Source organism: Mesorhizobium sp. M0037 (assembly GCF_040323635.1).
GTDB lineage: Bacteria > Pseudomonadota > Alphaproteobacteria > Rhizobiales > Rhizobiaceae > Mesorhizobium.
The window spans coordinates 22306-40614 of the sequence record NZ_JAMYVB010000010.1; the positions used below are offsets into that span (position 1 = coordinate 22306).

Genomic DNA, 18309 nt, shown 5'->3' on the forward strand with positions numbered 1-18309 from the left:
GACAGGACAATGGCACTTAAAAAATTCAACCCGGTAACGCCGAGCACCCGCCAGCTGGTCATCGTCGACCGCTCGGGCCTCTACAAGGGCAAGCCCGTCAAGGGCCTAACCGAAGGCCTGACCAAGTCGGGCGGCCGCAACAATCACGGCCGCATCACGGCCCGCTTCATCGGCGGCGGTCACAAGCGTTCGTACCGCATCATCGACTTCAAGCGCCGCAAGTTCGACGTCGTCGGCACGGTCGAGCGCATTGAATACGATCCGAACCGCACCGCCTTCATCGCGCTGATCAAGTATGACGATGGCGAGCTGTCCTACATCATCGCTCCGCAGCGCCTTGCCGCCGGCGACAAGATCGTGGCCGGTGAATCGGTCGACGTGAAGCCGGGCAATGCGATGCCGCTGGCCTCGATGCCGGTCGGCACGATCGTCCATAACATCGAGCTGAAGCCGGGCAAGGGCGCCCAGGTTGCCCGCTCGGCAGGTGGCTACGGACAGCTGGTCGGTCGCGACCAGGGCATGGCGATCCTGCGCCTCAACTCGGGCGAGCAGCGGGTCGTTCACGGCTCCTGCATGGCCACCGTCGGCGCCGTGTCGAACCCCGACCACGGCAACATCAACGACGGCAAGGCCGGCCGCACGGTCTGGCGCGGCAAGCGCCCGCACAATCGCGGCGTGACCATGAACCCGGTCGACCATCCGCATGGCGGTGGTGAAGGCCGCACCTCCGGTGGCCGTCATCCGGTCAGCCCGTGGGGAAAGCCGACCAAGGGCAAGAAGACGCGGTCCAACAAGGCGACCGACAAGTTCATCCTGCGCTCGCGCCATCAGCGCAAGAGCTAAGAAGAGGTAACGCCAAGTGACTCGTTCTATTTGGAAAGGCCCCTTCATCGACGGCTACCTTCTCAAGAAGGTGGACAAGGTTCGTGAAGGTGGTCGCAATGAGGTGATCAAGATGTGGAGCCGTCGCTCCACCATCCTGCCGCAGTTCGTCGGCTTCACCTTCGGTGTCTACAACGGCCAGAAGCATGTTCCCGTCTCGGTGAACGAGGACATGGTCGGTCACAAGTTCGGTGAATTCGCTCCGACCCGGACCTATTACGGTCACGGCGCGGATAAGAAGGCGAAGAGGAAATAATCATGGGCAAGGCCAAAGCTCCGCGCAGGCTTGCTGACAACGAAGCGCGCGCCGTTCTGCGCACGATCCGTATCAGCCCGCAGAAGCTGAACCTGGTTGCCGCGCTGATCCGCGGCAAGAAGGTCGCGACAGCGCTTTCCGATCTCGAATTCTCGGCCAAGCGGATTTCCGGCACGGTCAAGAAGACGCTGGAATCGGCGATCGCCAACGCGGAAAACAACCACGACCTCGACGTCGATGCACTGATCGTGGCGGAAGCCTATGTCGGCAAGTCGATCGTCATGAAGCGGTTCCATGCTCGTGGCCGCGGTCGCGCCAGCCGTATAGAAAAGCCGTTCTCGCACCTCACGATCGTCGTTCGTGAAGTCGAAGAAAAAGGGGAGGCCGCATAATGGGTCAGAAAGTCAATCCGATCGGTCTGCGCCTCGGCATCAACCGCACCTGGGATTCGCGCTGGTTCGCGAACACCGGCGAGTACGGCAAGCTGCTGCATGAGGACATCAAGATCCGCAAATATCTTGAAAAGGAACTCAAGCAGGCTGCGATTTCCAAGGTCGTGATCGAGCGCCCGCACAAGAAGTGCCGCGTCACCATCCATGCGGCGCGCCCGGGCCTGATCATCGGCAAGAAGGGCGCCGACATCGAAAAGCTTCGCAAGAAGCTGATGGAGATGACGAAGTCCGAGACGCACTTGAACATCGTTGAAGTGCGCAAGCCGGAAATCGACGCAACCCTGGTCGCCCAGTCGATCGCCCAGCAGCTCGAGCGTCGTATCGCGTTCCGCCGCGCCATGAAGCGCGCCGTTCAGTCGGCGATGCGCCTGGGCGCCGAAGGCATCCGCATCAACTGCGCCGGCCGTCTCGGCGGCGCAGAGATTGCACGCATGGAATGGTACCGCGAAGGCCGCGTGCCGCTGCATACGCTGCGCGCCGATGTCGACTATGGCACGGCCGAAGCGCATACGGCTTACGGCATCTGCGGCGTCAAGGTCTGGGTGTTCAAGGGCGAAATCCTCGAGCACGATCCGATGGCTTCGGAGCGTCGCGCGACCGAGGGTGATGCTGCGCATGGCGGTGGTGGTGATCGCGAACGCGGTCGTCGTCGCGAAAACGCCTGATTATTTAGGAATTTGGAGTTAGAACGATGCTGCAGCCAAAGCGCACAAAGTTCCGCAAGCAGTTCAAGGGCCGTATCCATGGTACCGCAAAGGGCGGCACCAACCTGGATTTCGGTGGTTTCGGGCTGAAGGCGCTTGAGCCGAACCGCGTCACCGCGCGTGAGATCGAGGCGGCCCGCCGCGCGATCACTCGTGAGATGAAGCGTGCCGGCCGCGTGTGGATCCGTATTTTCCCTGATGTGCCGGTGACGTCGAAGCCGACTGAAGTGCGCATGGGCAAGGGCAAGGGCGCTGTCGATTACTGGGCGGCGCGCGTAAAGCCGGGCCGCATCATGTTCGAGATCGACGGCGTCAACGAAGAAACCGCCCGTGAGGCGCTGCGTCTCGGCGCGGCCAAGCTCTCGGTCAGGACGCGCTTCGTACAGCGCATCGCAGAATAAGGACGGGCTGATCATGAAAGCCGAAGACATCCGGACCAAGACCCAGGACCAGCTGACCGACGATCTGGCCAGCCTGAAGAAGGAGCAGTTCAACCTGCGCTTCCAGAAGGCCACCGGCCAGCTCGAGAAGACCGCGCGCGTGCGGCAGGTTCGCAAGGACATTGCGCGTATCAAGACCATCGCTGCGGAAAAGTCCGCGGCCAAGAAGGCTTAAGGACGAAAATCATGCCAAAGCGCATTCTGCAGGGCACTGTCGTCAGCGACAAGAACGAGAAGACGGTAGTCGTCAAGGTCGAACGGCGCTTCACGCATCCCGTGATGAAGAAGACCGTGCGCATGACCAAGAAGTACAAGGCGCACGACGAGAACAACGCCCACAAGGTCGGCGATCAGGTGTTCATCCAGGAATCGAAGCCGATTTCCAAGGATAAGCGCTGGATCGTCGTGTCTTCGGACCAGGCGTAACAAACCGAATTTTGGACAGACCGGGGAGGGGCTTTGAGCCCGTCCCGTTAGAAGAGAAGAAGGCGGCCAGTCATGATTCAGATGCAAACAAACCTCGACGTCGCGGATAATTCAGGCGCCCGTCGTGTCATGTGCATCAAGGTGCTGGGCGGCTCGAAGCGGAAATACGCTTCCGTAGGCGACATCATCGTGGTGTCGATCAAGGAAGCCATTCCGCGCGGCCGCGTTAAGAAGGGCGATGTGATGAAGGCGGTCGTGGTTCGCACGGCCAAGGACATCCGCCGCCCGGACGGCAGCGTGATCCGTTTCGACAAGAACGCGGCCGTTCTCGTCGACAACAAGAAAGAGCCGATCGGCACGCGTATCTTCGGACCGGTTCCGCGCGAACTCCGCGCCAAGAACCACATGAAGATCATCTCGCTCGCGCCTGAAGTGCTGTAAGGAGCCGGACCAATGCAAAAGATTAGAAAAGGCGACAAGGTCGTCGTGCTGGCCGGCAAGGACAAGGGCCGTTCGGGCGAAGTCCTTTCGGTTCAGCCGAAGGAAGACACCGCGCTGGTGCGCGGCGTCAACATGATCCGTCGTCACCAGAAGCAGTCCCAGTCCCAAGAGGGCGGGATCATCACCAAGGAAGCGCCGATCCAGCTGTCGAACATCGCGCTGGCCGACCCCAAGGATGGCAAGCCGACCCGCGTCGGCTTCATCTTCCAGAAGGACGGCAAGAAGGTGCGCGTCGCCAAGCGCTCGGGAGAAGTCATCAATGGCTAAGGCTCAAACCACGAAGCCCAAGGCTGAAAGCAAACAGTCCAAGGCCCAGAACACGCCGCGCCTCAAGCAGGTCTACAACGAGACCATCCGCAAGGCGCTGCAGGAGCAGTTCGGCTACGAGAACGAGATGCAGGTTCCGCGCATCGACAAGATCGTGCTGAACATGGGCGTCGGCGAAGCGACCGCGGATTCGAAGAAGCCTTCGATCGCGGCCGAAGACCTGGCGATGATCGCCGGCCAGAAGGCCGTCGTCACCCGCGCCCGTAATTCGATCGCCGGCTTCAAGGTCCGCGAGAAGATGCCGATCGGCGCCAAGGTCACGCTGCGCAAGGAACGCATGTACGAGTTCCTCGACCGTCTCGTGAACATCGCACTGCCGCGCGTCCGCGACTTTCGCGGACTGAATCCGAAGAGCTTCGATGGCCGTGGCAACTACGCCATGGGCATCAAGGAACACATCGTGTTCCCGGAGATCAACTACGACAAGGTTGATCAGATCTGGGGCATGGACGTCATCGTTTGTACGACTGCGAAGACGGACGACGAAGCCAGGGCATTGCTCAAGGCCTTCAACTTCCCCTTCCGCCAGTAACGGCAGCGAGAAAAGGAAAAATCTGAAATGGCAAAGACCAGCTCAGTCGAGAAGAACAACAGGCGCCGCAAGCTTGCCGACCAGTACGGTCCCAAGCGCGCAGCGCTCAAGGCGATCATCATGGACCAGTCCAAGCCGATGGAAGAGCGTTTCCGCGCTCAGCTGAAGCTTGCTGCCCTGCCGCGCAACTCGGCCAAGATCCGCATCCGCAACCGCTGCGAAGTTACCGGCCGTCCGCGCGCCTATTATCGCAAGCTCAAAGTATCGCGCATCGCGCTTCGTGATCTCGGCAATAACGGCCAGATCCCGGGCCTGGTCAAGTCGAGCTGGTAAGGAGGACATAACATGTCATTGAGCGATCCTCTCGGCGATATGCTGACCCGCATCCGCAACGCGTATGGCCGTAAGAAGTCGAGCGTTTCGACGCCGGCCTCGCGCCTGCGTACCCGCGTCCTCGACGTGCTGAAGGCTGAAGGCTATATCCGCGACTACAGCCAGACCGACTTCGACAACGGCAAGTCCGAAATCGAAATCGAGCTGAAGTATTTCGACGGTGCTCCGGTCGTGCGCGAAATCGCCCGCGTCTCGAAGCCTGGCCGCCGCGTTTACGTCTCGGCCAAGTCGATCCCGCACGTCGCCAACGGCCTCGGCATCGCCATCCTTTCGACGCCGAAGGGCGTGATGGCCGATCACGAAGCACGCGAACAGAATGTCGGCGGCGAAATCCTCTGCCAGATTTTCTAATTCGGCAGACCTGAAACAAGAGAAGTGACGAGGACAACCAAATGTCTCGTATTGGAAAGAAACCCGTTTCGCTGCCGCAGGGCGTGACCGCGACCGTCAACGGCCAGACCGTGACGGCGAAGGGCCCCAAGGGCGAGCTGAAGTTCGTGGTGAACGACGAAGTGCTGGTCAAGATGGAAGGCAGCGAAATCGCTGTCCAGCCGCGCGACCAGACCAAGACCGCCCGCTCCAAGTGGGGCATGTCGCGCACGCAGATCGTCAACATCCTGCAGGGCGTCAAGGACGGTTTCGAGAAGAAGCTCGAGATCACCGGCGTCGGCTATCGCGCGGCACTCCAGGGCAAGAACCTGCAGCTGGCGCTTGGCTTCAGCCACGACGTCGTTTACGAGACGCCGGCCGGCATCACGATCACCGTGCCGAAGCCGACGGAAATCACCGTGACCGGCATCGACAAGCAGCAGGTCGGCCAGGTTGCAGCCGAGATCCGCGAGTATCGCGGTCCCGAGCCCTACAAGGGCAAGGGTGTCCGCTATGCCGGCGAGAAGATCGTCCGCAAGGAAGGCAAGAAGAAGTAGTAAGCCTGGCCCCGAAAAGTTGCAGACTTTTCGGAAAAGGCCAAGCCAAAGAAGTGCAACGCCGCGGGGAGCGGTCGCGGGAGGCGCTTTCGCCTACCGCACATGGCGGCCCCCGTTTTTTGAAGGCAAGGAAGACTATCATGGCTACCAAGGAATCCATCCAGCGCCGCGCGCAGCGCGTCCGCCGCCAGATCAAGAAGGTCGCGGGCGAACGTCCGCGTCTCTCGGTTCACCGCACGTCGAAGAACATCTACGTGCAGGTCATCGACGACGCCAAGGGCCATACCATCGCGGCTGCATCGACACTCGAGAAGGACCTCAAGGGTTCGCTCAAGACCGGCGCCGACACCGAGGCAGCAGCCGCTGTTGGCAAGCTGATCGCCGAGCGTGCTTCGAAGGCCGGCGTCAAGGAAGTCGTCTTCGACCGCGGCGCCTACATCTATCACGGCCGCGTCAAGGCGCTGGCCGAGGCTGCCCGTGAAGGCGGTCTGAGCTTCTAATTGCCTGTTCCCGAACCGAAGGTCAGCGCAGCAAAAAGTTGCAGACTTTTCGGACAAGATCATGCAAGGAAAAATAACTCGCCCCCGGTGACCCAAAGAGGCGCACCGGATTTTATCAGCAACCGTGCTTCCGGAAAAAAACAAGGAACAGGATATGGCACAGGAACGTAGGGATGGCGGCCGCGGCCGCGATCGTGAAGAACGCGATGACGGCATGGTGGACAAGCTCGTCCACATCAACCGTGTCGCCAAGGTCGTCAAGGGCGGCCGTCGCTTCGGTTTTGCAGCACTCGTCGTCGTCGGCGACCAGAAGGGCCGCGTCGGCTTCGGTCACGGCAAGGCGCGCGAAGTGCCGGAAGCGATCCGCAAGGCAACCGAGTCGGCCAAGCGCGACATGATTTTCGTGCCGCTGCGCTCGGGCCGCACGCTGCACCACGACGTCGAAGGACGCTGGGGCGCCGGACGCGTGCTGCTGCGCGCTGCCAAGCAGGGTACCGGCATCATCGCCGGCGGCCCGATGCGCGCTGTCTTCGAGACGCTTGGCATGCATGACGTGGTCGCCAAGTCGATGGGTTCGTCGAACCCCTACAACATGGTTCGCGCCACATTCGACGCGCTAAAGAGCCAGATGCATCCCAAGGATGTGGCTGCTGCGCGCGGCATCAAGTATTCGACCCTTCAGGCCCGCCGCGGCACCGCCGTTGCGGCTGAAGAATAGTCGATCTGACCAGGGATTTTGACCATGGCCAAGAAAGCAACCAAGACCATCACCGTTGAGCAGATCGGTTCGCCGATCCGCCGCCCGAAGGAACAGCGCGCAACGCTGGTCGGCCTCGGCCTCAACAAGATGCACAAGCAGCGCACGCTGGAGGACACTCCCTCGGTGCGCGGCATGATCGCTGCCGTCCAGCATCTCGTCCGCGTCGTGGACGAGGGCTGAGCAAAAGCGCAGGAGAACCCAGATGAAACTCAACGATCTGCGTGACAAGGACGGCGCGACGCACTCCAAGAAGCGTCTCGGCCGTGGCATCGGCTCCGGCTCCGGCAAGACCGGCGGTCGCGGCGTCAAGGGCCAGAAGGCGCGCTCCGGCGTTGCCATCAACGGCTTCGAGGGCGGCCAGATGCCGCTCTATCGGCGCCTGCCGAAGCGTGGCTTCAATAACATCTTCGCCAAGAGCTTTGTCGTCGTGTCGCTGGCTCGTATCCAGACGGCGCTCGATGCCAAGAAGCTCGACGCCAAGGCGACCGTGACGGCCGAGGCACTCGTTGCCGCCGGCGTCATCCGCCGCGTCAAGGACGGCGTGCGCATCCTCTCGGACGGCGAGCTCAAGGCAAAGCTTGCCTTCGACGTCGCCGGCGCCTCCAAGGCCGCGATCGAGAAGATCGAAAAGGCCGGCGGTTCGGTCAAGCTGCCGGAAGCGGCAGCGGAGTAACGGCAATTTGAAGCGCGGCCGGCAGGAACGGTATCCGTTTTTGTTCACGATTGCGCTTTGATCCGATCAATTAGGCGGCCGCGTCAACGCGGCCGCTTGCATGTTTAGAGCCCGGAGCTTATCTCGTGAGCTTCGGTGCCACGCGCCGCCTGAGCTGCGGGCATCGAGCGTGACATACAAATCAAAGAAGTAGCGCATGACGTTGTCCGAAAACCGCTTCACACTTTTCGGCATCATGCTCTAGCGGAGAATCAGGCATGGCTTCGGCTGCTGAACAACTAGCCTCGAATCTGAATTTTGCGGCTTTCGCCAAGGCGGAGGACCTGAAGAAGCGAATCTGGTTCACCGTCGGCGCGCTGCTCGTCTATCGCCTCGGCACCTATATCCCGCTGCCCGGCATCAATCCGGATGCATTCGCGCAGGCCTTCTCTTCGCAGGCCAAGGGCGTGCTCGGCATGTTCAACATGTTCGCCGGCGGCGCCGTGCAGCGCATGGCGATCTTCGCGCTCGGCATCATGCCTTACATCTCAGCCTCCATCATCATGCAGCTGATGACCTCGGTCATTCCGTCGCTGGAGGCGCTGAAAAAGGAAGGCGAGCAGGGCCGCAAGGTCATCAACCAGTACACGCGCTACGGCACGGTGCTCTTGGCGCTGGTGCAGGCCTACGGCATTTCAGTGGGCCTGGAAGGCGGCAACGGCATCGTCAACGATCCCGGCATGTTCTTCCGCATCTCGACCGTCGTCACGCTGGTTGGCGGCACCATGTTCCTGATGTGGCTGGGCGAGCAGATCACCGCCCGCGGCATCGGCAACGGCATTTCGCTGATCATCTTTTCCGGCATCGTCGCCGGCCTGCCGCGCGCCATCTCCGGCACGCTGGAGCTCGGCCGCACCGGCGCCCTATCGACCGGGCTGATACTCGCGATCATCGTGCTGGCCATCATCGTCATCGCGCTGATCGTGTTCTTCGAGCGCGCGCAGCGCCGCCTGCTGATCCAGTATCCGAAGCGCCAGGTCGGCAACCGCATGTTCCAGGGCGACACCTCGCATCTGCCGCTGAAGCTCAACACGTCGGGCGTCATTCCGCCGATCTTCGCGTCGTCGCTGCTTTTGCTGCCGGCAACGGTCGCCGGCTTCTCGCAGACGACAAACCTGCCGGCCTGGGCAAGCACCGTGCTCGCTTCGCTCGGCCACGGCCAGCCGCTCTACATGCTGTTCTATGCGGCAATGATCGTGTTCTTCGCCTTCTTCTACACGGCCATCGTGTTCAATCCGAAGGACACCGCCGACCAGCTCAAGAAGCATTCCGGCTTCATTCCGGGCTACCGTCCGGGTGAGCGCACTGCCGATTACATCGACTATGTCCTGACGCGCATCACCGTCGTCGGCGCCATCTATCTGGTGCTGGTGTGCATGCTGCCCGAGTTCCTGATTTCGGCAACTGGCGTACCATTCTACCTCGGTGGCACATCGCTTCTGATCGTGGTCAGTGTAACCCTCGATACGGTGGCGCAGATCCAGGGTCACCTGATCGCGCACCAGTATGAGGGCCTGATCAAGAAGTCGAAGCTGCGCGGGGGGAAGAAGGCCAGATGAGATTGATATTGCTTGGGCCGCCAGGAGCGGGCAAGGGGACGCAAGCACAAAGACTGGTAGAAAAATACGGCATACCGCAGCTGTCGACGGGCGACATGCTGCGGGCGGCCGTGCAGGCCGGCACCGAAGTCGGCAAGCGCGCCAAGGCGGTGATGGATGCCGGCGAGCTGGTTTCCGACGCAATCGTCAACGCCATCGTGGCCGAGCGCATCGATCAGCCCGATTGCACCAACGGTTTCATCCTCGACGGATATCCGCGCACGCTGGTGCAGGCTGATGCGGTTGAATCGATGCTCGCCGAGCGCGGCATTGGCCTCGATGCCGTGATCGAGTTCGTCGTCGACGACAAAGCGCTGGTCGGCCGCATCGTCAAGCGCGCCGACGACGCCAAGGCCGCCGGACAGCCGGTGCGCAAGGACGACAATCCGGTGGTGTTCGAAGAGCGCCTGCGGGAATATTACAAGAAGACCGCGCCTCTGATCGGCTATTATTATGCCAAACGCTCGCTTAGGAGTGTCGACGGCATGGCCCCTGTCGACACCGTGACGGCGGAGATTGAAGCGCTGCTCGCGGCGGTGACGCGGGAGACCGTTACGGTAAAGTAAAGATTGCGCTTGACTGGAACGGTTCGCTGGGTTATGGCGGCCCGTCTTCCTATCAGGCATGAGGCTTGCTTGTCCGCAAGGGCAAGGCAGCCGCATTGAAACTAGGGAACTCCCGCAAGGGCCGGCCTCCACCGGACGCGGGGTAATTTGAACAGCGCCGCGCATGCCCCTTTTTTTGAAGGCCGGCCGGTCCCACATGGAGAAGAGAAGAATATGGCTCGTATAGCCGGCGTCAACATTCCGACCAACAAGCGCGTCGTCATTGCGCTTCAGTACATTCACGGCATTGGCAAGAAGTTCGCCCAGGAGATCGTCGACAAGGTCGGCATCCCGGCCGAGCGCCGCGTCAACCAGCTGACCGACGCGGAAGTGCTGCAGATCCGCGAGACCATCGACCGCGACTACCAGGTCGAAGGCGACCTGCGCCGCGAAGTGTCGATGAACATCAAGCGTCTCATGGACCTCGGCTGCTACCGCGGTCTGCGTCACCGCCGTTCGCTGCCGGTTCGCGGCCAGCGCACGCACACCAATGCACGCACCCGCAAGGGCCCGGCCAAGTCGATTGCAGGCAAGAAGAAGTAAGTGAGCGAATAGCGAGTAGCCATTAGCGAGTAGGGGTTCCCTATTCGCTGGTCCCTGCTCACTACTCGCTTTCAAAGGTGGAGCCGCTGGCATTACGGCGGTGTAGAGATCAACTGAAAGGACTATCATGGCCAAGGAAGCCGCTCGTGTTCGCCGTCGCGAACGCAAGAACATCTCGTCGGGCGTTGCCCACGTCAATTCGACCTTCAACAACACGATGATCACCATCACCGACGCGCAGGGCAATTCCATTGCCTGGTCGTCGGCCGGTGCCCAGGGCTTCAAGGGTTCGCGCAAGTCGACCCCGTTCGCCGCCCAGATGGCTGCCGAAGACGTCGCCAAGAAGGCCCAGGAACACGGCATGCGCATGCTCGAAGTCGAGGTCTGCGGACCCGGCTCCGGTCGTGAATCGGCGCTTCGCGCCCTGCAGGCGGCCGGCTTCACCATCACCTCGATCCGTGATGTGACGCCGATCCCGCACAATGGCTGCCGCCCGCGCAAGAAGCGCCGCGTCTAAGACATTACCGAACGCCGCGTGAGCGCCTCAAGGCGCTCCTCCACGGCACTCCAGGTCGCCCGCCACGATTGGATGGTGGCGGGTCAACGGAAGGAAAGCATCATGATCCAGAAAAATTGGCAGGAACTGATCAAGCCGAACAAGATCGAGTTCTCGTCGAAGAAGAAGACGCTGACCACGCTGGTCGCCGAGCCGCTCGAGCGTGGCTTCGGCCTGACGCTCGGCAACGCGCTGCGCCGCGTGCTTTTGTCTTCGCTGCGCGGTGCGGCTGTCACCGCCGTGCAGATCGACGGCGTTCTGCATGAATTCTCGTCGATTGCCGGCGTGCGTGAGGACGTGACCGACATCGTCCTCAACATCAAGGAAATCGCCATCCGCATGGAAGGCGATGGTCCCAAGCGCATGGTCGTTCGCAAGCAGGGCCCGGGTGCGGTTCTGGCTGGCGACATCCAGACGGTTGGCGACGTCGAAATCCTCAACCCCGACCACGTCATCTGCACGCTGGACGAGGGCGCTGAAATCCGCATGGAATTCACCGTCGACACCGGCAAGGGTTACGTGCCGGCCGACCGCAACCGCGCCGAAGACGCGCCGATCGGCCTGATCCCGGTCGACAGCCTGTATTCGCCGGTCAAGAAGGTCTCCTACAAGGTCGAAAATACCCGCGAGGGCCAGGTTCTCGACTATGACAAGCTGACCATGACCATCGAGACCGACGGTTCGATCTCGGGCGAGGACGCGGTGGCATTCGCTGCCCGCATCCTGCAGGACCAGCTTGGCCTGTTCGTCAATTTCGACGAGCCGCAGAAGGAAGTCGCCACCGAGGCCGTCACCGAGCTTGCCTTCAACCCGGCGCTGCTCAAGAAGGTCGACGAACTCGAGCTTTCGGTGCGTTCGGCCAACTGCCTGAAGAACGACAACATCGTCTACATCGGCGATCTCATCCAGAAGACCGAAGCCGAGATGCTGCGCACCCCGAACTTCGGCCGCAAGTCGCTGAACGAGATCAAAGAAGTGCTCGCGGCGATGGGCCTGCACCTCGGCATGGAAGTGCCGGACTGGCCGCCGGAAAACATCGAAGACCTCGCCAAGCGTTACGAAGACCAATATTGAGCATGAAGTCCAAGGATCGGCGGCGTGGGCCGCTCGATCCGACGGTCATGCGGAAAACCATCAGAGGCCGTGGCCTCTTGAACAACTGAAGGAAAAGAGCCATGCGCCACGGTTTTAAAGGCCGCCGCTTCGCCCGAAGCATTAGCCATCGCAAGTCGATGTTCGCCAACCTCGCCGTGTCGCTGCTCGAACATGAGCAGATCGTCACCACCCTGCCGAAGGCGAAGGATTTGCGTCCAATCGTCGAGAAGCTGGTGACGCTCGGCAAGCGCGGCGACTTGCATGCGCGCCGCCAGGTCATTGCCCAGATCGGCAATGAAGGCGTCGTCAAGCGTTTGTTCGACACGATTGCGCCGCGCTACGCCGACCGCAACGGCGGCTATCTGCGCATCATGAAGGCGGGCTTCCGCCACGGCGACAATGCCGCCATGGCGGTCATCGAGTTCGTCGACCGCGACACCGACGCCAAGGGCGCCGGCGACCGCGCCCGCCTCGAAGCCGAAGGCGCCAACGAGGAAGCCACTGCCGCATAAGGCTCGGTTTTCGCAAATGACTTTCAAGGGGCCTTCGGGCCCCTTTTTGCATTGTCGCAAGGGCATGCTTCGCCGGGCTTTTTTTGCCTGCCGGCCAAGTGCTTTTGCACGACAATCGCCGCATTTCAGTGCATTAGCCTTTCATTCTGCACAATCGTCGGGACAATGCCCCCGAACTTGCCTTGGAGGATTCGCGAATGCGCGCCAACCGACTGTCTCTTGTTCTGCTCTTCGCCATGATGGCGTTCGCAGCCGCGCCGACAGTCAGGCAGGCGCTGGCCGAGGACGCCGCCAAGCCAGCCGATCCGGGGCTCTCCGATGTGCTGACCGACCTCCTGCATGGCGTCGAAGGCGAGAACGGCACCTCCGGTCCCGACAAGCGCGTGCCGTTCGGCCGCGAAGAGGTACAGCTGTCGTTTGCGCCCCTGGTCAAGCAGACGGCGCCGGCGGTGGTCAATGTCTATGCTTCGCAGACGGCCAAGGTCACGTCGCCCTTTGACGGCGATCCTTTCTTCGAGGAATTCTTCGGCCGCGCGCAGCCGCGCGCGCAATCCTCGCTCGGCTCGGGCGTGCTGGTCGACCCGAGCGGCGTGGTCGTCACCAATTTCCACGTGATCAAGGATGCTGACGAGGTCAAGGTGGCGACCGCGGACGGGCGCGAATTCACCTCGAAGGTCATGCTCAAGGACGAGACGCTCGACCTCGCCGTGCTCAAGATCACCTCCGACAAGCCGTTTCCGGTGATCGCCATCGGCGATTCCGACGCCCTCGAGGTCGGCGACCTGGTGCTGGCCATCGGCAATCCGTTCGGCGTCGGCCAGACCACCACCAGCGGCATCGTGTCGGCGCTTGCCCGCAGCCATATCGGCGTTTCGGATTCGGGCTATTTCATCCAGACCGACGCCGCCATCAATCCCGGCAATTCCGGCGGCGCGCTGATCAACATGGGCGGCCAGCTGGTCGGCATCAACACCGCCATCTACAGCCGCAGCGGCGGCTCGATCGGCATCGGTTTTGCCATCCCGGCCAACATGGTGCGCGCCTTCGCCGACGCGGCCAAGGCCGGGCTCGATTTCTTCGAGCGGCCTTATATAGGCGCCGAGTTCGAAGCGGTCACACCGCAGATCGCCGAATCGCTTGGCATGGATAAGCCGACCGGTGCGCTGGTGTCGTCGGTTGAGGAAGCCGGACCGGCGGCCAAGGCAGGGCTGAAGCCCGGCGATGTCGTGCTGCAGCTCAATGGCACGACGGTCGAAGGCATCGAGGCGCTGGATTACCGCATGGCGACCCTGTCGATCGGCACCAAGGCGACCTTCGCCATCCTGAGCAAGGGCCAGCAGGCGACGATGGAGATTGCACTGGAGCGCGCGCCGGAAGGCGCCAAGGCGTCGGAAGTGACCCTGCATGGCCGCAGCCCGTTCTCCGGCGCCAAGGTCGCGGAACTGTCGCCCAGGCTCGCCCAGCGGCTTGGCCTGCGCACCGACCTCAAGGGGGTCACCGTGGTCGACATCAACCGCGATTCGCCGGCCGCCGATTTCGGCTTCCAGCCGGGCGACATCGTGCGCGAGGTGAACGGCACGACGGTCGATACGGCGGCGACACTGGCGCAGCTTGCCCAGCAGGATACACGCTGGTGGCGCTTTACCGTCGAGCGCGGCGGGCAGATACTGCGCCAGGTGTTGCGTTACTGAGGCGATCTTCCCATTTCTGAGGATCGTGCTCCAACCAGAAGACCTAGATGGCCGATCTGTTCAGCGTCGATGAACCGGAAAGAGCGCCGCCCGGCCGGCCTTTGGCCGATCGGCTGCGCCCGAAAAACCTTGGCGAGGTCGTCGGCCAGGAGCATCTGACCGGCCCCGACGGCGCACTGACGCGGCTCATCAACTCCGGTTCGCTCGGCTCGATGATTTTCTGGGGGCCACCCGGCACCGGCAAGACCACCGTGGCGCGGCTGCTGGCCGGCGAGACCAGCCTTGCCTTCGAGCAGATCTCAGCGGTGTTTTCCGGCGTTGCCGATTTGAAGAAAGTGTTCGAGGCGGCAAAGCTGCGTCGCACCAATGGCCGCCAGACGCTGCTGTTCGTCGACGAGATCCATCGCTTCAACCGCGCCCAGCAGGATTCGTTTCTCCCGGTCATGGAGGACGGCACCGTCGTGCTGGTTGGCGCCACGACCGAAAATCCGTCCTTCGAGCTGAACGCCGCGCTTTTGTCGCGCGCGCGGGTACTGGTGTTTCACTCGCTGGGCGAGGAGAGCATCGCCAAGCTGATGACGCGCGCGGAGGAGACAGAGGGCAGGGCGCTGCCGCTCGACGAAGAGGCGCGGGCGATGCTCATCCGCATGAGCGATGGTGACGGCCGGGCCTCGCTGACGCTGGCCGAGGAAGTCTGGCGCGCCGCCAAACCCGGCGAGGTTTTTGATCCCGAAGGGTTGCAGCGCATCGTCCAGCGCCGCGCGCCGATTTACGACAAGGGCCAGGACGGCCACTACAATCTGATCTCGGCGCTGCACAAATCGGTGCGCGGGTCCGATCCCGACGCGGCGCTCTACTATCTCGCCCGCATGTTCGACGCCGGCGAGGATCCGCTCTATCTCGGCCGCCGGCTGGTGCGCATGGCGATGGAGGATATCGGGCTCGCCGACCCGCAGGCGCTGGTCGTGGCCAACGCCGCCAAGGACGCATACGACTATCTCGGCTCGCCCGAAGGCGAACTGGCCTTCGCCGAGGCCACCGTCTATCTCGCCACCGCGCCCAAATCCAACGCCGTCTATACCGCCTTCAAGGCAGCCACGCGGGCGGCGAAGGAGTTCGGTTCGCTGCTGCCGCCCAAGCACATCCTCAACGCGCCGACCAAGCTGATGAAAGAGGAGGATTACGGCGCCGGCTACCGCTACGATCACGACCAGCCCGATGCCTTTTCCGGCCAGGACTATTTCCCCGAAAAGATGGGCCGGCAGACCTTTTACGATCCGCCCGAACGCGGCTTCGAGCGCGATATCAAGAAACGGCTGGACTATTGGGCAAAGCTGCGCAGCGAGCGGGAAAAATAGGCGCGCGGGACAAACGGGACGAACTCGGCCTGCCCGCGATGAACTGAAATTCTGTCCCCGCCAGTCACAGCAGTGTGATTGTACCGCATGACAAAAAGCCCTATCACGTCGCATGACTCGGCCGGGAGGCTGCCAGGACGGGCGATAATTCGGAACGGGGACAGCGCGCCGCGCGAACAGAAAATGACAAAATCCCTTCGCAAAATGCTTCGCCAGGCTGTGATTGCTGTCCCGCTGCTCGCGCTCGGATTCTATTTCATTCCGATCCTGACCACGATCTGGATCGTCTGCGGCCTGATCGATGTGCTGCGCAACGCCAACAAGGATCTGTCGCTGTTGCGCGGCTATTTCCTCGGCAATGGCATCTTCACCTGGCTGCTGTCGCCCTTCAATCTGCTGGTGGACCTCGTTTGCTACAGGAACCCGGGCGTGTGGAAGCTGGAGCAGTTTCCCGCCGATTATCAGCGCGAGGTCAACGAGGTTCTTGACGTCTTCAAGGCGCGCAAGGACGAGATCATCGCCGATATCGACGCCAATTTCGGCACCGGTCGTCGCGGCATGTATGTCTATCAGTGGTACGGCAAGCACCGGATCGACAATGTCGCGGAATTCAACAAGGCTTTCAAATACATCAAGACCATTGCCGTGTCTGTCTTCAGAGGCAAGGAATCGACTTCCTGGCATTTCGGACCGCTTCGGCTCAGCCTGCGCATCCTCTACAATCTCTTGCCGGTGAAGGCAGAGGTTTTCGTCGAATGCAACGGCGCCAGGAATTACTGGCACGACAACCCGCTCTATATTTTCGACGACACGCTGCTGCACCGCTCGGTCAACGAGTATGACGGACGCCGCTACTGCGTGTTCATGGACATAATCCGCCCGTCGCCGTTCCCCGGCTTCATCGCCGGACTTCTCGCCATCGTTTCGGTCACCGTCGAGCGCATCAATTCCATGTTCTACAAGAACTGGAAGATGATCGGCTCGAGCAAGGCAAAGAAGGTCGAGACGACCTGAGGCGTTGGCCTGAAGGGATTGGGCATGTTCAATCTGCTTCTCGTTGTGGTCGGCGGCGGCATCGGCGCCGGCATCCGCCACCTGACCAACATCGGCGCCTTGCGCCTCGTCGGCCCCAACTACCCCTGGGGGACAATGGCGATCAACATCCTCGGCTCCTTTGTTATGGGGCTGTTCGTCGCCGCGCTGATGCGGCGCGGCGGTTCCAATGAGCTCCGGCTGTTCGTCGCCACGGGCATCCTTGGCGGCTTCACCACCTTCTCCGCCTTTTCGCTCGATTTCGCGACCCTGTGGGAGCGCGGAGCGACGCTGACGGCGTTGGGATATGCGCTTGCCAGTGTCGTTGGCGCCATTATCGCCCTGTTTCTGGGACTTTGGCTCGCAAGAACCGTTTCATAGTGTTATTGCCCGGCCTAGAGCACGGCGCATCCTCCTGGACGCGCTGCAGAAACTTTGATCTTGCGCATGATCCTTTCCGAAAGCCGGAGTAGATTTTCGGGGTCACGCGTTGAAACGGATAAAGCGAAAATCATGGCAGGCGTAGAACAGATCACGGTGGAGGCCGGCGAGGCGGGCATGCGGCTCGATCGCTGGTTCAAAACCCATTTCCCCGGCCTCGGCTTTGGCCATCTGCAGAAGTTGCTGCGCTCGGGCCAGATCCGCGTCGATGGCGGCCGGGTCAAGGCCGACAGCCGTGTCGAGCCCGGCCAGGTGGTGCGTGTGCCGCCGCTCGAGGTCGACAAGAAGGGCGAGAGTGCGCTTACGGGTTACTCGATCCGCAACCAGGGCGACGCCGATGTGCTGGCCAAGATGCTGATCCACGAAGATCCAAAAGTCTTCGTCTTCAACAAGCCGGCGGGCCTGGCGGTGCAAGGCGGCTCGGGCGTCACCCGCAATGTCGACGACATGCTGGAGGCCTGGCGCAGCCAGAAGGGCGAGAAGCCGCGCCTGGTGCACCGGCTCGACCGCGACACATCGGGCGTGCTGGTGGTTGCCCGCACCAGGCTTGCAGCGATGAAGCTTTCCGAGTCATTCAGGGCGCGTGAGACCAAGAAGACCTATTGGGCGCTGGTCAAAGGTGTCCCGCCCAAGCGCGAGGACAAGATCTCGACCTGGCTGATCAAGGAACCGACCGAGGACGGCGACCGCGTGCGCGTGGCAGCCCATGGCGAAAAGGGCGCCGACCACGCCGTGTCCTACTATCGCATCATCGAGCAGGCGGCTCAGACGATGACCTGGCTGGAAATGGAGCCGTACACTGGCCGCACCCACCAGCTGCGCGTTCATGCCGCCTATATCGGCTGCCCGATCCTCGGCGACCCCAAATATTTCGAGGCCGACACCAACTGGGACTTTCCGGGCGGCATTCAAAACCGCCTGCATCTGCATGCGCGCCGCATCGTCATTCCGCACCCGGACAAGGGCGTCATCGACGTCACCGCGCCGATGCCGCCGCATATGCGCCAGAGCTGGAACCTGATCGGCTTCGACGACGCCAGCGCGGAGGACTGACATTGGCCGTTGCC

28 protein-coding genes are annotated in these 18309 nt (G+C 62.0%); all 28 read left to right on the top strand.

The features are described 5' to 3' along the window. The first annotated feature begins 9 nt into the window (after positions 1 to 9). Positions 10 to 843 (top strand): 50S ribosomal protein L2, encoded by an 834-nt coding sequence (gene rplB, locus NKJ78_RS16410; RefSeq protein WP_023706515.1) that lies wholly within the window; start codon positions 10 to 12, stop codon positions 841 to 843. 16 nt (positions 844 to 859) lie between these two features. Then, positions 860 to 1138 carry a 30S ribosomal protein S19 gene (rpsS, locus tag NKJ78_RS16415; RefSeq protein WP_006205463.1) on the top strand — a complete coding sequence of 93 codons (279 nt, stop codon included), beginning with the start codon at positions 860 to 862 and terminating at the stop codon, positions 1136 to 1138. Positions 1139 to 1140: 2 nt separating this feature from the next. Then, positions 1141 to 1530, top strand: a complete 390-nt coding sequence (gene rplV / locus NKJ78_RS16420; protein ID WP_006205462.1) for a 50S ribosomal protein L22 — start codon at positions 1141 to 1143, stop codon at positions 1528 to 1530. Continuing rightward, a complete protein-coding gene (gene rpsC, locus NKJ78_RS16425; RefSeq protein ID WP_023672753.1) occupies positions 1530 to 2255 on the top strand; it encodes a 30S ribosomal protein S3 in 726 nt (241 codons plus the stop codon). Before rplV ends, rpsC begins: the two co-directional genes overlap by 1 nt. Before the next feature lie 26 nt (positions 2256 to 2281). After that, complete coding sequence (rplP, locus tag NKJ78_RS16430) at positions 2282 to 2695, top strand: 50S ribosomal protein L16 (RefSeq protein WP_006205460.1); 414 nt, start codon at positions 2282 to 2284, stop codon at positions 2693 to 2695. Between the two features lie 13 nt (positions 2696 to 2708). Further along, on the top strand, positions 2709 to 2909 hold the full coding sequence (gene rpmC / locus NKJ78_RS16435; protein ID WP_006205459.1) for a 50S ribosomal protein L29: 201 nt from the start codon (positions 2709 to 2711) through the stop codon (positions 2907 to 2909). 11 nt (positions 2910 to 2920) lie between these two features. Then, a complete protein-coding gene (rpsQ, locus tag NKJ78_RS16440; RefSeq protein WP_010909280.1) occupies positions 2921 to 3160 on the top strand; it encodes a 30S ribosomal protein S17 in 240 nt (79 codons plus the stop codon). Between the two features lie 72 nt (positions 3161 to 3232). Next, positions 3233 to 3601 (top strand): 50S ribosomal protein L14, encoded by a 369-nt coding sequence (rplN, locus tag NKJ78_RS16445; protein ID WP_006205457.1) that lies wholly within the window; start codon positions 3233 to 3235, stop codon positions 3599 to 3601. Positions 3602 to 3613: 12 nt separating this feature from the next. Next, positions 3614 to 3928, top strand: coding sequence for a 50S ribosomal protein L24 (gene rplX, locus NKJ78_RS16450; RefSeq protein WP_013531428.1), 315 nt, complete (start codon positions 3614 to 3616; stop codon positions 3926 to 3928). After that, positions 3921 to 4520 carry a 50S ribosomal protein L5 gene (rplE, locus tag NKJ78_RS16455; protein ID WP_023672755.1) on the top strand — a complete coding sequence of 200 codons (600 nt, stop codon included), beginning with the start codon at positions 3921 to 3923 and terminating at the stop codon, positions 4518 to 4520. Before rplX ends, rplE begins: the two co-directional genes overlap by 8 nt. Before the next feature lie 27 nt (positions 4521 to 4547). Continuing rightward, positions 4548 to 4853 carry a 30S ribosomal protein S14 gene (gene rpsN / locus NKJ78_RS16460; protein ID WP_010909282.1) on the top strand — a complete coding sequence of 102 codons (306 nt, stop codon included), beginning with the start codon at positions 4548 to 4550 and terminating at the stop codon, positions 4851 to 4853. 12 nt (positions 4854 to 4865) lie between these two features. Further along, entirely contained in the window at positions 4866 to 5264 is a 399-nt protein-coding gene (rpsH, locus tag NKJ78_RS16465) for a 30S ribosomal protein S8 (RefSeq protein WP_006205453.1), read from the top strand. A 41-nt stretch (positions 5265 to 5305) separates the two neighbouring features. Beyond that, positions 5306 to 5839, top strand: coding sequence for a 50S ribosomal protein L6 (rplF, locus tag NKJ78_RS16470; RefSeq protein WP_023682603.1), 534 nt, complete (start codon positions 5306 to 5308; stop codon positions 5837 to 5839). Between the two features lie 140 nt (positions 5840 to 5979). Next, the gene (gene rplR, locus NKJ78_RS16475) at positions 5980 to 6339 is read left to right on the top strand and encodes a 50S ribosomal protein L18 (RefSeq protein WP_023682602.1); all 360 of its coding nucleotides are present in this window, start codon (positions 5980 to 5982) and stop codon (positions 6337 to 6339) included. Between the two features lie 154 nt (positions 6340 to 6493). Continuing rightward, positions 6494 to 7057, top strand: coding sequence for a 30S ribosomal protein S5 (gene rpsE / locus NKJ78_RS16480; protein ID WP_006333394.1), 564 nt, complete (start codon positions 6494 to 6496; stop codon positions 7055 to 7057). Between the two features lie 24 nt (positions 7058 to 7081). Beyond that, positions 7082 to 7279: a 50S ribosomal protein L30 gene (gene rpmD / locus NKJ78_RS16485; protein ID WP_006205449.1), complete on the top strand. Its 198-nt coding sequence runs from the start codon at positions 7082 to 7084 to the stop codon at positions 7277 to 7279. 22 nt (positions 7280 to 7301) lie between these two features. Further along, positions 7302 to 7772, top strand: coding sequence for a 50S ribosomal protein L15 (gene rplO / locus NKJ78_RS16490; protein ID WP_023672760.1), 471 nt, complete (start codon positions 7302 to 7304; stop codon positions 7770 to 7772). 257 nt (positions 7773 to 8029) lie between these two features. Further along, positions 8030 to 9370: a preprotein translocase subunit SecY gene (gene secY / locus NKJ78_RS16495; protein ID WP_352459021.1), complete on the top strand. Its 1341-nt coding sequence runs from the start codon at positions 8030 to 8032 to the stop codon at positions 9368 to 9370. Further along, positions 9367 to 9975: an adenylate kinase gene (locus NKJ78_RS16500; RefSeq protein ID WP_023701778.1), complete on the top strand. Its 609-nt coding sequence runs from the start codon at positions 9367 to 9369 to the stop codon at positions 9973 to 9975. The genes secY and NKJ78_RS16500 overlap by 4 nt, the downstream gene beginning before the upstream one ends. A gap of 213 nt (positions 9976 to 10188) precedes the next feature. Beyond that, entirely contained in the window at positions 10189 to 10557 is a 369-nt protein-coding gene (gene rpsM, locus NKJ78_RS16505; RefSeq protein ID WP_006205445.1) for a 30S ribosomal protein S13, read from the top strand. 127 nt (positions 10558 to 10684) lie between these two features. Further along, positions 10685 to 11074, top strand: a complete 390-nt coding sequence (rpsK, locus tag NKJ78_RS16510) for a 30S ribosomal protein S11 (protein ID WP_006205444.1) — start codon at positions 10685 to 10687, stop codon at positions 11072 to 11074. A 102-nt stretch (positions 11075 to 11176) separates the two neighbouring features. Beyond that, positions 11177 to 12187: a DNA-directed RNA polymerase subunit alpha gene (locus NKJ78_RS16515; RefSeq protein ID WP_023682599.1), complete on the top strand. Its 1011-nt coding sequence runs from the start codon at positions 11177 to 11179 to the stop codon at positions 12185 to 12187. A gap of 101 nt (positions 12188 to 12288) precedes the next feature. After that, positions 12289 to 12720, top strand: a complete 432-nt coding sequence (rplQ, locus tag NKJ78_RS16520) for a 50S ribosomal protein L17 (RefSeq protein WP_023691248.1) — start codon at positions 12289 to 12291, stop codon at positions 12718 to 12720. A 197-nt stretch (positions 12721 to 12917) separates the two neighbouring features. Next, entirely contained in the window at positions 12918 to 14411 is a 1494-nt protein-coding gene (locus tag NKJ78_RS16525) for a DegQ family serine endoprotease (RefSeq protein ID WP_023734056.1), read from the top strand. Between the two features lie 47 nt (positions 14412 to 14458). Then, positions 14459 to 15769 carry a replication-associated recombination protein A gene (locus NKJ78_RS16530; RefSeq protein WP_023730668.1) on the top strand — a complete coding sequence of 437 codons (1311 nt, stop codon included), beginning with the start codon at positions 14459 to 14461 and terminating at the stop codon, positions 15767 to 15769. 183 nt (positions 15770 to 15952) lie between these two features. Continuing rightward, positions 15953 to 16783: an aspartyl/asparaginyl beta-hydroxylase domain-containing protein gene (locus tag NKJ78_RS16535; protein ID WP_352459020.1), complete on the top strand. Its 831-nt coding sequence runs from the start codon at positions 15953 to 15955 to the stop codon at positions 16781 to 16783. A gap of 24 nt (positions 16784 to 16807) precedes the next feature. Beyond that, positions 16808 to 17182 carry a fluoride efflux transporter CrcB gene (crcB, locus tag NKJ78_RS16540; RefSeq protein ID WP_023682593.1) on the top strand — a complete coding sequence of 125 codons (375 nt, stop codon included), beginning with the start codon at positions 16808 to 16810 and terminating at the stop codon, positions 17180 to 17182. A 132-nt stretch (positions 17183 to 17314) separates the two neighbouring features. Beyond that, entirely contained in the window at positions 17315 to 18295 is a 981-nt protein-coding gene (locus NKJ78_RS16545; RefSeq protein ID WP_023672769.1) for an RluA family pseudouridine synthase, read from the top strand. Positions 18296 to 18309 lie beyond the last annotated feature (14 nt).